The following is a 15,651-nucleotide window of genomic DNA, read 5'->3' as shown; positions in this document are numbered from 1 at the left end:
AGGGGCTCATGTCCGATCTTCCCCGCAAGGCGGTCACCCGCACCGCGAAGTTGGCCACGCTGCCCTTGGGTTTCGCGGGCCGGGCCACCTGGGGCCTGGGCAAGCGGATCGGCGGGAAGTCCGCCGAGATCGTCACCCGGGAGTTGCAGCAGCGCACCGCCGACCAGTTGTTCAAGGTCCTCGGTGAGCTGAAGGGCGGCGCGATGAAGTTCGGGCAGGCGCTGTCCGTGTTCGAGTCGGCGCTGCCGGAGGAGATCGCCGGGCCCTACCGGGCGGCGCTCACCAAACTCCAGGAGGCGGCCCCGCCGATGCCGACCCGCACGGTGCACGCGGTGCTGGCGGAGCGGCTGGGCGACGAGTGGCGGGAGCTGTTCGTCGAGTTCGAGGACAAGCCGTCGGCCGCCGCTTCGATCGGGCAGGTGCACCGGGCGGTCTGGCACGACGGGCGCGAGGTCGCGGTCAAGGTCCAGTACCCGGGTGCCGGGGAGGCGCTGCTCTCCGATCTGACCCAGCTGAGCCGGTTCGCCCGGCTGCTGGGGCCGCTGATCCCCGGGATGGACATCAAGCCGCTGATCACCGAGTTGCGGGACCGGGTGTCCGAGGAGCTGGACTACGCCTTGGAGGCCGAGGCGCAGCGGGCGCACGCGGCGGAGTTCGCCGACGACCCGGATGTGGTGGTGCCGGCGGTCGTGCACCAGGGCGAGCAGGTGCTGGTCACCGAGTGGATGGAGGGCGTGCCGCTGGCGGAGGTGATCTCCGGGGGGACACCGGAGGAGCGGGACCGGGCGGGGCAGTTGCTGGCGCGCTTCCTGTTCTCCGGTCCGGCGCGCACCGGGTTGCTGCACGCGGATCCGCATCCGGGGAACTTCCGGCTGCTGCCGCCCGCTTCCGGTGCCGGGGACGAGGCCGGAGCCGACGAGGGGGACGCGGGCGCGTTCCGGCTCGGGGTGCTCGACTTCGGGACGGTGGACCGGCTGCCGGGCGGGCTGCCGGACATCATCGGGGAGGCGCTGCGCACGGCGTTGGAGGGCGACGCCCAGGCGGTGTACGACCGGCTGCGCGAGGAGGGTTTCGTCAAGGGCTCCGTCGATCTCGACCCGGACGCGGTGCTGGAGTATCTGCTGCCGATCATCGAGCCGACGGCGGCGGAGGAGTTCACGTTCACCCGGAGCTGGATGCGCGAGCAGGCCACCCGGATCGCCGACCCGCGCTCCCCCGCGCATCAGCTGGGCAAGCAGCTGAATCTCCCGCCGGCGTATCTGCTGATTCACCGGGTCACGCTGAGCACGATCGGTGTGCTGTGCCAGCTGAACGCGACGGTGGGGCTCCGGGAGGAGTTGGAGTCGTGGCTGCCCGGGTTCCTGCCGGAGCCGGAGCCGGAGGCCGAGGGAGCCGGCGCCGCGATCGAGGCGGAGGGCTGACAGTCCGGTGGGGCCGGTCCTCCTGGACCGGCCCCACCGGGGCAGCGTCGGTGGTGACACCGACGGCTGTCCGGTTCGCCTCACGCGGTGGGCGCCGCCGACGGGATCGGCGGCGCCCGGGCTGCCGCGACGGGACTTCTACTGCATGACGGCCATGGCCAGCGCGCGGCGGGCGCGCATGGACACGCGCTCGGCCCGGCGCTGCATGCGCCGCGCGGCGACCAGGCGCACGGCCCGGCGCTCCTCGGTGGCTTCCCGCACACGTTGGTTCATATGCGCGCGAGCCAGGGCTTCTGGGATGAGTTGCATCTCGCGGGTCCTGTTCTGACGCGATGCGTTCGCGCCCATGGTGCTGACTACTGGCGTGGCGGAGCCTGACGGCTCACGCGTGGAAGAGGTCATCGGAGCCTGCTTCTGGGGATCGTGCGTGTAGGGGCGGTCGATGGTTCCGGAGAGGTTCATGCCGCGACCGGGTTCTTGCGCGGACGCCCACGCGGACGCTTCCGGGCCACGACCACGCCCTGGACGAACAGCTCACCGCCCCAGACACCCCACGGCTCGCGCCGCTCCTTGGCGCCGGCGAGGCACGCCTCGATCAGCGGGCAGGTGCGGCAGAGGGTCTTGGCGTACTCGACATCGGCCGGGGACTCCGCGAAGAAGACCTCCGGGTCGTAGGCACGACAGGGGACGGCTACGCCGAGGTTCTCGATGGCGTCGTCGAGCGCGGTGAGCGCGGTGAGGGGGGTCAAGGTGGAGTCCTCCGTGGGGACGGGCGGGGAGTTCGTTGCGGAAGGCGGTACGGACGTGGCGTGCGCTTCGAGTTGCACGGCGGTGTCTTCCTCGTCTGGTCGGTCCGGCTGGTGGCCGGTGTCTGCTGGTACCGGGTGTCGCTTGCCCGGAGGCCCCTTCTCTCCGTCCGCCCCGTTCGGGGCAAACAAAAGGGCCGCGGATCCCGAGTGGGGTTCCGCGGCCCTGAAGGCGCCTGCCTGATGGCGAATCAGGCTGGATCACTCCAGGGTTCGAGCCCACGGAAGGCCCACATCGTGTGATGCTTCGTCTGCTTCTTCGCCTCGGCACCGGTCGCCGCGAAGGCATAGGCCGTAGCCCGTGCTGCCGCTACTCCTGCTTCCGGTGCCTCGGTCGGTCGCTCATTGCGCACCAGGACGGGACGCTCCCGGACAGGGAGGGTCGACAGATCCATGGGACGGGCGGCAAAGGAGCCGGACAGTCCGCTGGCGATGAGTTCGGAACGGGAGGCGCCGAGCGAGCAGGCGGAGACGACCGAGAGACCGGTCATTTTCTCGGGGCTGGTGAAGCCTGTGTTGATGCTGATCACTGGAATCGCCTCCTCTCGGCGTCTCGAAGACCGGCCTGAGCCGGTCGTACGTATATGGACAAGTACAGCTGAGATAAGTAGAGCACGGGACAGTGGCTTCGGAGAAGCCGCCGTTTCCGTGGTTAAGAACCTATGGGGATTCGCGGGGCGGGCGCAAACTATTTTTTCGTCGAGTTCGCATCAGCTGTCCGTATCGTCCCCGGCAACCTCCTCACCTGCGCAGATCGCCAGCACATCCGCGCCGAAGCGGTCAAGCTTCCTGACGCCGACCCCGGAGATCACGGCAAGCTCCCCCGCGGTGCCCGGCACCGCCTCGGCGATCGCCATCAGCGTCTTGTCGGTGAAGACGCAGAACGCGGGCTGGCTCAGCCGCTCCGCCTGGTCAGCCCGCCAGTCGCGCAGCCGGCCGTACAGCGCCTCGTCCATGTCCGACGGGCACTCCTCGCAGCGCATGAGCTTCATCTCGCCGGCGTCGGTGAGCGTCTTGCGGCACACCCGGCAGCGCGCGGGGCCGCGCTGCTTGCGCCGGGCCGCCCCGCCGCGCTCGACGGATCCGCCCGCACCGGACGCCGTGCCCCGCGCGCCGGGGGCCGTGGAGCCCGGCCGGAGGCCGTTCAGGAAGCGGGTGGGCCGCCGGGAGGCCCGGCCCCCCGGCGCGCGCGAGAGCGCCCAGGAGAGCGAGAGATGGAGCCTCGCCCTGGTCACCCCCACATAGAGAAGCCGCCGCTCCTCCTCGACCTGCTCGTCGGTCTTGGCGTAGGTGATCGGCATCATGCCCTCGGTGAGCCCCACCAGGAACACCGCGTCCCACTCCAGGCCCTTCGCCGCGTGCAGCGAGGCGAGCGTGACGCCCTGCACGGTGGGCGCGTGCTGCGCGGCGGCGCGCTCGTCCAGCTCGGCCACCAGATCGGAGAGCGTCGCCTCCGGCTTCGCCCGGACGAAGTCCTCGGCGAGCCGGACCAGGGCGGCCAGCGACTCCCAGCGGTCCCGGACGGCGCCCGAACCCGCCGGCGGTTCGGTGGTCCAGCCCTTGGTGGAGAGCACCGCGCGCACCTGCGAGGGCAGTTCCACGACATCGTCGAGCAGCGCGTCGTTCCCCCCGAAGCGGGCGGCGCCGCGCAGCGCCGCGCCCGCTTCCCGTACCTCTTGGCGCTCGAAGAACCGCTCGGCGCCCCGCAGCTGGTAGGGGACACCGGCGTCGGCCAGGGCCTGTTCGTAGACCTCCGACTGGGCGTTGATGCGGTAGAGGACGGCGATCTCGCCGGCCGGGACGCCCGCCGCGATCAGATCGCGGACACGGCGGGCGGTCCCCTCGGCCTCGGAGGGCTCGTCGGCGTACTCCGTGCAGACCGGCTCGGGGCCCGGGTCGCGCTGCGAGATCAGCTCCAGACGGTGCTCGGCGGCCCGGCCGCGCGCCTGGTTCAGCAGGCCGTTGGCGAGATGGACGACCTGCGGGGTCGACCGGTAGTCGCGGACCAGCTTCACCACGGTCGCGCCCGGGTGCCGGGTCCGGAAGTTCAGCAGGTGGTCCGGGGTGGCGCCGGTGAAGGAGTAGATCGTCTGGCTGGCGTCACCGACCACGCACAGGCTCTCCCGCTCCCCCAGCCACAGGTCGAGCAGCCGCTGCTGGAGCGGGCTGACGTCCTGGTACTCGTCCACCACGAAGTGCTGGTACTGCCGGCGCACATGGTCGGCGATGTCGTGCCGGTCCTGGAGGATGCCGACCGTCAGCAGCAGCACGTCCTCGAAGTCGATGACCGAACGCTCGCGCTTCAGCTGCTCGTACATCCCGTAGACCTGGCCGATCTCCGCCGGGTCGCGGGGCGCTTCGCGCAGGGACTTGGCCACGGCCGCCGGATAGTCGGCCGGAACCGTCTGGGTGACCTTCGCCCACTCGATCTCGCTGGTCACATCCCGCAGCTCACCCCGGTCGAGCCGGATACGGCAGCGGGCGGCGGCCTCGGCGACCAGCTGGACCTTGCGGTCCAGCAGCCTCGGCAGCTCGCCGCCGACGGCCTTCGGCCAGAAGAACTGGAGCTGGCGCAGCGCCGCCGAGTGGAACGTCCGCGCCTGGACGCCGCCGGCGCCGAGCTGGCGCAGCCGCCCGCGCATCTCGCCCGCCGCGCGATTGGTGAACGTGACGGCGAGCACGCTGCCCGGCTGGAGTATCCCCGCCCGCACCCCGTACGCGATCCGGTGCGTGATGGCGCGCGTCTTGCCCGTGCCGGCCCCGGCCAGCACGCACACCGGCCCGTGCAGGGCCGTCGCCACCTCGCGCTGCTCCGGGTCCAGCCCGTCGAGCACCGCGTCGGCGTCGCGCGGCGGCGTCACGATCTGGCCGCCGCCGGATTCCTGCGGGAAGAGTGGGGAGTACGTCGCTGCTGTCACCCCGCCATGCTGCCAGGTCCCCCGAGCCTCCCGGGAAAGTTGTCCACAGGGGAGCCACGGCGGTCATACCGATCGCATCGTCGGACCGGGACAACGGTGACGGGCGGGCGTCGGACCGGAGGCGCGGTGACGGCTTCGGGAATGGTCACCGGGTCACGTACGTTCGGCAGAGGGCGAGTGTCGTACCCGTACGACGGGCGACGCGTCCAGCGAGACGGACGAGACAGAGGAGTGCGAGAGACCATGCCGGGCACTGTGACGATGTACAGCACCACGTGGTGCGGATACTGCCGTCGGCTCAAGGGCCAGATGGACCGCGAGGGCATCGCGTACACGGAGATCAACATCGAGCACGACCCGGAGTCGGCGGCCTTCGTCGAGAAGGCCAACGGCGGCAATCAGACCGTGCCGACCGTGCTCTTCCCCGACGGCTCCACGCTGACGAACCCCTCCCTGGCCCAGGTCAAGGAGAAGGTCGGCGCCTGACGGTGCGGCGCCGGACGACGCGGCGCCCCACGTTGCCCGCTGTCGCGAAGCCCCCGTCCGAACGCCCCCGTCCGAACGCCCCCGCCGGAGCGTCTGCGGCGGGGGCTTCGTCATGCCCCCGGCGGGGGCTTCGCCGTGGGGCTCAGCCCGCCGGCTTCGGCAGGGGCTTGCCGTACCACAGCTCCACCAGGCGCGCGGCGATCGAGATGCCCGCCGGGGGCAGGATCTCGCCCGACTCGATCGCGGTGCGCAGGTCCTCCCGCGAGAACCAGCGGGCCTCCTCGATCTCCTCACCGTCCACCGTGATCTCCGAGGAGGTGGCCCGTGCCATGAAGCCCAGCATCAGGCTGGAGGGGAACGGCCACGGCTGGCTGGCGACGTACTCGACGTCCCCGATCGTGACGCCCGCCTCCTCGAAGACCTCGCGGACCACCGACTGCTCGATCGACTCCCCGGGCTCCACGAACCCCGCGAGCGTGGAGAACCGGCCCTCCGGCCAGTGGACCTGCCGGCCCAGCAGCGCGCGGTCGTTCTCGTCCGTGACCAGCATGATGACCGCGGGGTCGGTGCGCGGGTAGTGCTCGGCCCCGCACGCCTGGCAGCGGCGGATATGGCCGGCCGCCGCGATCACGGTGCGCTCACCGCAGCGGGAGCAGAAGCGGTGCAGCCGCTGCCAGTTCTCCAGCGCCACCGCGTGCACCATCAGACCAGCGTCGCGCGCCGAGAGCAGCAGTCCCGCCTCGCGCACTCCCGCCGGGCGCGCCGACTGGTCCATCCGGCCCGGCAGGGTGTCCTTCTGGAGCGCGAAGTAGCGGACCCCGTCCTCGTCCGTGCCGAGGAAGTAGCGGTGGGTCTCGGTGAGGGGCGCCTCGAAGGACGGGGTCATGACCAGTTCGGTCCGGCCGTCCGGGGTGTCGTCGATCAGCGCCTGTCCGCCGGACACCACGAAGACGCGGGTCGTCGGGTGGCTCCAGGCCGCGGCGAGCCACGCCTCGTCGAGACGGTGGTGCGCGGCCCGGTCGATGCCGCTGTGGGCGGTGAGGCCGATGGGTCGGTGTGCGGTGGCGTCACTGCTGAGGGTGCTCACAGGTAACTTCCAACTCCCCCGGGTGGGTCGGGTTTCGATCAGCGGAGTGTTCGGCTCGGGGCGGCGGCCGGGACGGATCCCAGGTCACCCCAGAGATGGGCGGTGGTCTCCACACCTTTGAGGAGCAGTTCGATCTCGATCTTCTCGTTCGGCGCGTGCCAGCCGTCGGACGGTACGGAGACGCCCAGGAAGAGCACCGGCGCGCCCAGCACGTCCTGGAGGTCGGCGGCCGGCCCCGAGCCGCCCTCGCGGGTGAAGCGGACCTTCCGGCCGAAAGCGCGGCCCATGGACCGTACGACCGACTGGAGCGCCGGGTGGTCCAGCGGGGTCAGACAGGGGCGGGTGGCGGCGCCGAAGGTGATCCGGTGGCGGATCCCGGCCGGGACGCGGGCCTCGGCCCACTCCCGTACGGACCGCTCGATCCGGTCCGGGTCCTGCCCCGCGACCAACCGGAACGAGAGCTTCACCAGGGCGGACGACGGGATGATCGTTTTGCCGCCCGGGCCCTGGTAGCCGCCGCCGATGCCGTTGACCTCGGCGGTCGGACGGGCCCAGACGCGTTCCAGGGTGGAGTAGCCCGCCTCGCCGAGGGTGGCGTGGGACGAGGCCGTGCGCAGCCAAGCGTCCTCGTCGAAGGGCAGCTCAGCGATGAGGGCGCGCTCGGTCTCCGTCAGCTCGGCGACGCCGTCGTAGAAGCCCGGGACGGTGACACGTTCGTCCTCGTCGTGCAGGGCCGCGACCAGGCGGGCGGCGACCGTGGCCGGGTTCGGTACGGCTCCGCCGAAGGAACCGGAGTGGATGTCCTGGTCGGGGCCGTGCAGCTCGATCTCGCAGTCGGCGAGGCCGCGCATGCCGGTACAGACCGTCGGGGTGTCCTCGGACCACATTCCGGTGTCGGAGACGATCACCACGTCGGCGGCGAGCCGCTCCGCGTGCCGCTCGGCCAGGGCGCGGAAGTTCGGGGAGCCCGACTCCTCCTCGCCCTCGACCAGCAGTTTGAGGTGGACGGCGGGGGTGGTGCGCCCGGTGGCGGCCAGATGCGCCCGTACGCCGAGGGTGTGGAAGAACACCTGCCCCTTGTCGTCGGCCGCTCCGCGCGCGTACAGGCGGCCGTCCTTCACCACCGGCTCGAACGGGTCGGTGTGCCAGCCGTCCTCGCGGGCGGCGGGCTGCACGTCGTGATGGCCGTAGACGAGCACGGTCGGCGCGGCCGGGTCGTCGGAGGGCCACTCGGCGAAGACGGCGGGGGCACCGGGTGTGTCCCAGATCTCAGTGACCGGGAAGCCGGTCCTCTTGAGTTCGGCGGCGAGCCAGTCGGCACTGCGCCGCACATCAGCGTCGTGGTCGGGGTCCGCGGACACGGAGGGAATGCGCAGCCACTCGGCGAGGGCGTCGAGGAAGGCCGTGCGGTGGATCTGGACGTACGTACGGACGACGCTGTCCGGGGTGTCGCTCATGATGTCGAGCCTAACGGGCCCGGCGGGCGGTCTCGTCTGCCGGAGGTGACGGCGGCCGGGCGGCGGGGGCGTCCGCGCTCCCGTCGTCGTGGGTGAGGAGACGCTCCAGCTCGGGACGGCCGGGGAGGCGCTCGGGGCGGACGACCTCTCCCGTCCGTACGTACAGGAAGGCGGCGGTCACGGCGGACAGCGGAACGCCGAGCTGCTCCGCCCAGGCGAGCCGGTAGACGGCGAGCTGGAGCGGATCGGCGGTACGGGCCCGGTTGGTCTTCCAGTCCACGATCTCGTACGTGTACGAGAGGGCGCCGGTGGCCGGGTCCGTGGCCCGGTGGCGGTAGACGGCGTCGATACGGCCCCGGACGACGCGGCCCGCGAGGGTGAGGTGGAAGGGCGTCTCCACGCGGTACGGCGTGCGGCGGGCGTACGGGGTGCGCTCGAACGCCTCCTTGAGCGCGGCGAGGTCGCGCTCGTCGGTGATCTCCGGCTCGTCCTCGTCGCCGCCGGGCAGCTCGTCGGGGCCGAGCATCGGCAGCGGTATCTCCTCGAACCGCGACTCGACCCAGGCGTGGAACCGGGTGCCCCGGCGGGCCGCGGGCTGCGGCGGGCGCGGCATCGGCCGGGCCAGCTCCCGGGCGAAGCCGTCCGGGTCGGCGGCCAGGCGCAGCAGCTGGGAGGCGGAGAGGGACGGCGGTACGAGTACGTCACGGACGGTGGCGCGGGCGCGCCGCAGCTCGCCCGCGAGCGCGTCGAGGTCGCGGTCCCAGGAGGCGAGGGTGCGGGCCTCCTCCGGGGTGAGCGGCTCCTCGGGGGTGAGCGGCTCGTCCCGCGTGGACGGCTCGTCCGGGGGCGCGCCGGACGGCGGCCGGGGGGCGGGAACGGGCGCGGGCGTGGACTCCGGGGCGGGGTGCGGGCGCGCGGTCCCGGCGTCGGGCCCGTCAGCCCCGCGCTCCCCCGGGGTGGCTCCGGCGGGCTCGACGGGGCGACGGGCTCGGTCCGGGTCCGGCTCGTACGGGTCGGACCCGGACCGATCAGCCAGGTCCCGGTCATACGGATCGGCCAGGTCGGGGTCGGACGGATCGGCCGGACCGGATTCGAAGGAACCGGATTCGAAGGGATCGGACTCGAAGGGATCGGATTCGTCGAGGTCCGGTCCGAAGGGGTCCGGCTCGTACGGGTCCGGCTCGTACGGGTCCGGCTCGTACGGGTCCGGCTCGTACGGGTGCTCGTGCGGGTCCCGCTCGTACGGGTGCTCGTGCGGCCCGTCCCGGAGGCCCGGCTCCCCGGACGTCCCCGGCGTCCCTCCCCCCGCTCCGAAGTCCGCGCTCCCGTCGCTCGCGTCACTCCCCGCGCTCTCCTCGCTCCCGCCGCCGTCTCCGGCCGCCCGAAGTTCCTCCAGGTGGGCCAGGACCCTGTCCCTGGCCTCGCGGCGCCGGGCGAAGGACCGCGCGTCCAGGGGCAGCGGCCAGGGGTGCGGGGCGGTCTCGGCCGCCAGCGACGGGTTCTCCTCGGCCTCCTCGGGGGCGTCCGCCCACACCTCGATCTCGCCGTGGCCCGCCGCGCAGTGGTCGTGGAGGGCGTGCAGGAAGTTCGAAGGGCCACGGGGGCGCTTCTGGGTGGGGCCCCACCAGTGACCCGAGCCGAGCAGCAGGGAGCGCGGGCGGGTGAAGGTGACGTAGCCGAGGCGCAGCTCCTCGGTGTGCTGGTGCGCCTTCATGGCCTCCTTGAAGGACTTGAGGCCCTTCGCGTCCCACGAGGTGACGCCGGGAAGCGTCGGGGCGTCGCCGCGCAGGGGATGCGGGAGGACCTTGGGCTGCGCGGTCCACGCCTCGCGGGCCCTGGTGTTCGGGAACTGACCGGTGACAAGTCCCGGGACGGCGACGACGTCCCACTCCAGGCCCTTGGACTTGTGGGCGGTGAGGACCTTCACGGTGTTCTCGCCGCCGGGCAGCGCGTTGTCGAGGCCCTTCTCGTACTGCGCGGCCGTACGGAGGAATCCGAGGAAGGCCAGCAGACCCGCCTCCCCGTCGAGGGCGGCGAAGGAGGCCGCGATGTCGAGGAAGTTGCCGAGGGTCTCCCGGCGGCGGGCGGCCAGGGCGTGCGGGGAGGCGGAGAGTTCGACTTCGAGGCCGGTGGTGGCGAGGACGCGGTGCAGGACGTCCATGAGCGGGTCGGCCAGGGAGCGGCGCAGCTCGCGCAGCTCGGCGGCGAGCCGGGCGAAGCGGACCCGGGCGGCGGCCGAGAAGGGCAGCCCGTCCTCGGGGGCGCCCGCCGACTCCAGGAAGGTGTCGAGCGCGTCGGCGAGCGAGATCACCTCGGCGGGATCGGTGCCCTCGACCGCCGCGGCGAGCCGCGCGTCCGGGTCGTCGTCCGTACCGGCGCCGCTGGACCGGTGGACCAGCAGCCGGGCGCGCCGGCCGAGCAGGGCCAGATCACGGGGGCCGATGGACCAGCGGGGGCCGGTCAGGAGCCGGACCAGCGAGGCGTTGGCGCCGGGGTCCTGGAGGACCTCGCACACCGCGACGAGGTCGGCCACCTCCGGCAGGTGGAGCAGCCCGGACAGCCCGACGACCTCGATGGGCACGTCGCGGGCCACCAGTGCGGCCTGGATCTGCGGGAAGTCGCCCGCCGTACGGCACAGGACGGCGATCTCGGCGGGCTCCTTGCCGGTGCGCACGAGATGGGCGAGGGAGTCGGCGAGCCACTCGATCTCCTCCTCGTGGGTCCGCAGCAGGGCGCAGCGCACGCTGCCGTCGCGCTCCGCGCCGGGCGCCGGGCGCAGCGCCTCGACGCCCTCGTGCATGGCGCGCAGCGGTGCGGCGAGGCCGTTGGCGAGGTCCAGCAGCCTGCCGCCGCTGCGGCGGTTCTCGCTGAGGGAGTGGCGGGCGGCGGGGGTGCCGTCGGCGTGCGGGAAGTGGGACGGGAAGTCGTCGAGGTTGGCGACGGAGGCGCCGCGCCAGCCGTAGATGGCCTGGCAGGGGTCGCCGACGGCGGTCACCGCGTGGCCGGTGCCGCCGCCGAAGAGGCCGGACAGCAGCAGGCGCTGAGCGACCGACGTGTCCTGGTACTCGTCGAGCAGCACGACCCGGAACTCGTCCCGGAGCAGGGCGCCGACCTCGGGTCTGGTGGCGGCCAGCTCGGCGGAGAGTGCGATCTGGTCGCCGAAGTCGAGGAGATCGCGGGCGCTCTTGGCCTCCCGGTAGCGGCCGACGAGTTCCAGCAGCTCACGGCGGGCGAGGGCGGTCTCGGGGATCTTGCGCAGCTCGGCGTTGGAGAGCCTGACCCCTTCGAGGGCGGCGAGCAGCTCGGTGTCGTGGGCGGTGAGCCGGGCGGGCGTCACGAGATGCTCGGCCAGTTCGGCGTCGAGCGCGAGCAGATCGCTGACCAGGGCGGGGAGCGTCTTGGTCAGCGCGGGGTACGGGCCGGGCGCGTCCCGCAGGACGCGGGCGGCCAGCTGGAATCGGGTGGTGTCGGCGAGGAGCCGGGCGGTGGGTTCGAGGCCGATCCGCAGGCCGTGGTCGGTGAGGAGCCGGCCGGCGAACGCGTGGTACGTCGAGATGCGCGGCTCGCCGGGGGGATCGTCCCCCGCGAGGGGGTCCGGATCGGTGACCCCGGCGCGGACCAGTGCCTTGCGGACGCGCTCGGCCAGCTCGCCCGCCGCCTTGTTGGTGAACGTGAGCCCGAGGACCTGCTCGGGCGCGACCTGTCCGCTGCCCACCAGCCACACCACCCGGGCGGCCATCACCGTCGTCTTCCCCGAGCCGGCTCCGGCCACGATCACCTGCGGGGCGGGCGGCGCGGTGACGCAGGCCATCTGCTCCGGGGTGAAGGGGATACCGAGCAGCTCCTTGAGCCGCTCGGGATCGGTGAGGGGTGCGGACATGTGAGGAAGGCTAGCCGCCGCCACTGACAGCGGCCGGGGGCGGCGTACGGGGGCCCGGCCGGCGACCGTCACGAGGTGACCGTCACGAGGCGGCTGCCGCCTCGTGACGGGTGTCTCATTCCACGACCTGCTGCCCCTCCGGCTGCGCGCTGCACGACGCGCGGAACGCGCAGTGCGCGCAGTGCTGGCCCGTGGAGGGGGTGAAGCGCTCGTCCAGGACGCGGCCGGCCGCCGTGGTGAGCAGCTCGCCGACCCACTCGCCGGTGAGCGGTTCCTGGGCCTGGACCCTGGGGAGTTCCTCGCCGCCCTCCTTCCTGGGGGCGGGCTGGCGCAGCTGGACCAGCTCGGCACCGGCCGACGGCGGGCGGCGGCCGTCGAAGACGTCGTCCAGGGCGCCCTCGGCCACGGCCAGCTGGTAGACGGCGAGCTGGGGGTGGCGGGCCACCTCGTCCTTGGTGGGGGCCTGCTTGCCGGTCTTGAAGTCGACCACGTAGGCGTGGCCCTCCGCGTCCCGTTCGACCCGGTCCATGGAGCCGCGGATCCGTACTTCGTACGGGCCCGCTTCGAGGGTGACGTCGAAGCCGTGCTCGGTGGCGGCCGGGGTGCGGCCGCCCCGGTCCATGACGTGCCAGCGCAGGAAGCGTTCGAGCGCCACGCGCGCGTGCTCCTTCTCCTGCTGCGACTTCCAGGGCGCGTCGAAGGCGAGCGCGTCCCACACGGAGTCCAGCCGGGTCATGAGGACGTCGAGGTCGGCGGGGGTACGGCCGGAGGCGACCTCGTCGGCCAGGACATGGACGACGTTGCCGAACCCCTGGGCGGCCGTGGCGGGCGCGTCCGCCTTCACCTCGCGCCCCAGGAACCACTGGAGCGCACAGGTGTGGGCCAGTTGCTCCAGGGCACTGCCCGAGAGCGCGACGGGCCGGTCCCGGTCGCGCAGCGGTTCCGGCGCCCGCGTCGGCTCGTACATGCCCCACCAGCGGTCCGGGTGCGCGGCGGGGACGAGCACCTGGCCCTCGTCGTCGGCGAGAGCCGCGAGCCGGGCGAGACGCCGGGCCGCCGCGTCCCGCAGCGCCGGGGTGGCGGCCGGGTCGACGGTGGTGGCACGCAACTCCGCGACCAGCGGGGCGACGGCGAGCGGGCGGCGGGGGCGGGCGGTGATGTCCCGGGGCTCGACGCCCAGTTCCGGCAGGAAGCGGGAGGGCTGGTCGCCGTCGTCGGCGGGCGCCTTGACGGCCGTGACGACGAGCCGGTCGCGGGCGCGGGTGGCGGCGACGTAGAACAGCCGCCGCTCCTCTGTAAGGAGGGCGCCGGGCGAGAGGGGCTCGGCCAGCCCGTCCCGGCCGATCCGATCCGCCTCCAGCAGGGAGCCGCGCCGCCGCAGGTCGGGCCAGAGCCCCTCCTGTACGCCCGCGACGACGACCAGCCGCCATTCGAGACCTTTGGAGCGGTGCGCCGTCATCAGCCGTACGGCGTCCGGGCGTACGGCGCGGCGGGTGAGGGTGTCGGCGGCGATGTCCTGCGCGTCCAGCTCCAGCAGGAAGTTGAGCGCGCCCCGGCCCCCGGTGCGCCGTTCGGCGCGGGCCGCCGCGTCGAAGAGCGCGCACACCGCGTCGAGGTCGCGGTCGGCGTTGCGGCCCCCGGCGCCGCCGCGCAGGGCGGAGCGTTCGAGTCGGCCGGGCCAGGTGGTGCCCTGCCACAGCTCCCACAGCGCCTCCTCCGCCGTGCCGCCGCCCGCCAGCAGCTCGCGGGCCTTGCGCAGCAGCGCGCCGAGCCGTTGCGCGCCCCTGGCGTACGCGGGGTCGTGCGCCACCAGCCGCTCCGGCTCCGCGACGGCCTGTGCGAGCAGCACGTCGGACGGCGCGGGCACCGCGACCCCGCCGGCCCGCTCCTCGTCCCGCAGCGCCCGGCCGAGCCGCCGCAGATCGGCCGTGTCCATTCCGCCGAGGGGCGAGGCGAGCAGGGTGAGAGCGGTCTCGACGTCCAGCCAGGCGCCCTCGCCCGTCGCGGGACCGGTGGACCGCGCCGGAGCCCGCAGCGCCGCCGTGGCGACCGCCCGCAACGCTGTCAGCAGCGGCGCCACCGCCGGTTCGTGGCGCAGCGGAACGTCGTCGCCGTCCACCTCCAGCGGAACGCCCGCCGAGGTCAGGGCGCGGCGGATCGAGGGGATGGTGCGGCCTCCGGCCCGCACCAGCACCGCCATGTCCTGCCACGGCACCCCGTCCTCCAGATGGGCGCGGCGCAGGATGTCGGCGATGTTGTCCAGCTCGGCCGACGGGGTGGGGAAGGTGTACGTCTCGACCCGGCCGCCCTCCCGTACCGCCGCCGGTTCGCGATGCGTGCGCACCTTCTCGGCGGGGAGCCGGGTCAGTGGCATCCGGCGGGTCAGCAGCCGGGTCGCGGCCAGCAGCCGGTCGCCCGAGCGGCGGGAGGTGGTGAGCACCTCCACCGGCGCCGGGCGGCCGTCGGGGCGCGGGAAGGCGTCGGGGAAGTCGAGGATGCCGTTCACATCCGCGCCCCGGAAGGCGTAGATGGACTGGTCGGGGTCGCCGAAGGCGACCAGGGTGCGGCCCCGGCCCGCCACCGCGCGCAACAGCCTGACCTGCGCCGGGTCGGTGTCCTGGTACTCGTCGACGAACACCGCGTCGTATCGGGCGACGACCCGCGCGGCGACCTCCGGGCGCTCGGCGAGCAGCACCGCCCGGTGCACCAGCTCCGCGTAGTCCAGCACCCCCTGCATGTCCAGGACGTCCAGGTACTCGGCGAGGAAGGCGGCGGCGGCGCCCCAGTCGGGCCGTCCGGTGCGCCGGGCGAACGCCGCCAGGGCGTCGGGACCGAGCCCCAGCTCGCGGCTGCGGGCGAGGACGGCCCGTACCTCGTCGGCGAAGCCGCGCGTGGTCAGGCAGGCCCGGAGTTCGTCCGGCCAGCGCACCCGCTGGTGCCCCTCGCGCTCCAGCTGGAGCTGGCCCGCGAGGAGATCGCGTACGGCCACGTCCTGTTCGGGGCCGGAGAGCAGCCGCAGCGGTTCGCTGAACAGCTCGGCCTCCTGGTGGGCGCGGATCAGGGCGTAGCAGAAGGAGTGGAAGGTGGTCGCCTGCGGGGTGCGCGCGCCGCCGAGCCGGACCGCCATCCGGTCGCGCAGCTCCACCGCCGCCTTGCGGCTGAAGGTCAGGACGAGGATCCGTTCGGGGTCGGTGCCCCGGGCGACCCGCCGGGCGACCGACTCCACCAGCGTCGTCGTCTTGCCCGTGCCCGGCCCGGCCAGCACCAGCATCGGTCCGGCGCCGTGCTCAACCACACGGCGCTGCGCCGCGTCCAGCACAGGAGGCGCCACCGCGACCGGCGGGGTACGCACCAGTCGGTACGCGCCCGGCGGCCGCTGCCCCGCCCGCCGGTGCGGGGCGCGCCGGGGGACGGGCCCGGGGACGGTCCCGGGCGGAGAGCCGGTGGAAGGCCCGGTGGATGAAGGGAAGCTCACGTGGATCGCCGGTCCTGGAAGAGGTGCTGGTGGTGACGGTGCCCGGGCACGGGACGGATGTCCGTGTCCCGGCGGCGGCGCCCGCGGTGCTCGGTGCGCCGGCGGGGCGCGGCGGGCGGCC

General features: G+C 73.6%; 10 protein-coding genes. 2 read left to right on the top strand and 8 right to left on the bottom strand.

Going from position 1 to position 15,651, the window contains the following annotated elements; translation table 11 throughout:
* Positions 1-8 precede the first annotated feature (8 nt).
* Positions 9-1,421, top strand: coding sequence for an ABC1 kinase family protein (locus tag ACFY6S_RS23825; RefSeq protein WP_388815262.1), 1,413 nt, complete (start codon positions 9-11; stop codon positions 1,419-1,421).
* Between the two features lie 138 nt (positions 1,422-1,559).
* On the opposite strand, the gene ACFY6S_RS23820 is transcribed toward ACFY6S_RS23825, so the two are convergent.
* The 4 genes from ACFY6S_RS23820 to ACFY6S_RS23805 all read right to left on the bottom strand — a co-directional run bounded on the left by ACFY6S_RS23820 (position 1,560) and on the right by ACFY6S_RS23805 (position 5,145).
* Positions 1,560-1,883: a hypothetical protein gene (locus ACFY6S_RS23820; RefSeq protein ID WP_388815264.1), complete on the bottom strand. Its 324-nt coding sequence runs from the start codon at positions 1,881-1,883 to the stop codon at positions 1,560-1,562.
* Positions 1,880-2,248, bottom strand: a complete 369-nt coding sequence (locus tag ACFY6S_RS23815) for a WhiB family transcriptional regulator (protein WP_388815266.1) — start codon at positions 2,246-2,248, stop codon at positions 1,880-1,882. Before ACFY6S_RS23815 ends, ACFY6S_RS23820 begins: the two co-directional genes overlap by 4 nt.
* A gap of 170 nt (positions 2,249-2,418) precedes the next feature.
* Entirely contained in the window at positions 2,419-2,757 is a 339-nt protein-coding gene (locus tag ACFY6S_RS23810) for a hypothetical protein (RefSeq protein ID WP_388815268.1), read from the bottom strand.
* A gap of 180 nt (positions 2,758-2,937) precedes the next feature.
* On the bottom strand, positions 2,938-5,145 hold the full coding sequence (locus ACFY6S_RS23805; RefSeq protein ID WP_388815270.1) for an ATP-dependent DNA helicase UvrD2: 2,208 nt from the start codon (positions 5,143-5,145) through the stop codon (positions 2,938-2,940).
* A gap of 243 nt (positions 5,146-5,388) precedes the next feature.
* Here ACFY6S_RS23805 and ACFY6S_RS23800 point away from each other — a divergent pair, with 243 nt between their 5' ends.
* Positions 5,389-5,631: a mycoredoxin gene (locus tag ACFY6S_RS23800; protein WP_388815272.1), complete on the top strand. Its 243-nt coding sequence runs from the start codon at positions 5,389-5,391 to the stop codon at positions 5,629-5,631.
* 142 nt (positions 5,632-5,773) lie between these two features.
* On the opposite strand, the gene nudC is transcribed toward ACFY6S_RS23800, so the two are convergent.
* From nudC to ACFY6S_RS23780, 4 genes are all read right to left on the bottom strand, one after another.
* Positions 5,774-6,718: an NAD(+) diphosphatase gene (nudC, locus tag ACFY6S_RS23795; protein WP_388815274.1), complete on the bottom strand. Its 945-nt coding sequence runs from the start codon at positions 6,716-6,718 to the stop codon at positions 5,774-5,776.
* Between the two features lie 38 nt (positions 6,719-6,756).
* On the bottom strand, positions 6,757-8,175 hold the full coding sequence (locus ACFY6S_RS23790) for a dipeptidase (protein ID WP_388815276.1): 1,419 nt from the start codon (positions 8,173-8,175) through the stop codon (positions 6,757-6,759).
* 10 nt (positions 8,176-8,185) lie between these two features.
* Positions 8,186-12,055 carry a UvrD-helicase domain-containing protein gene (locus ACFY6S_RS23785; RefSeq protein WP_388815278.1) on the bottom strand — a complete coding sequence of 1,290 codons (3,870 nt, stop codon included), beginning with the start codon at positions 12,053-12,055 and terminating at the stop codon, positions 8,186-8,188.
* Between the two features lie 115 nt (positions 12,056-12,170).
* The gene (locus ACFY6S_RS23780; protein WP_388815280.1) at positions 12,171-15,407 is read right to left on the bottom strand and encodes an ATP-dependent helicase; all 3,237 of its coding nucleotides are present in this window, start codon (positions 15,405-15,407) and stop codon (positions 12,171-12,173) included.
* Positions 15,408-15,651: the final 244 nt, after the last annotated feature.

Source organism: Streptomyces sp. NPDC012835 (genome assembly GCF_042900885.1).
In the GTDB taxonomy this organism is placed as follows: domain Bacteria; phylum Actinomycetota; class Actinomycetes; order Streptomycetales; family Streptomycetaceae; genus Streptomyces.
Note: the sequence above shows the minus strand (reverse complement) of the source record. Positions and strands in the feature narration are given on the sequence as shown.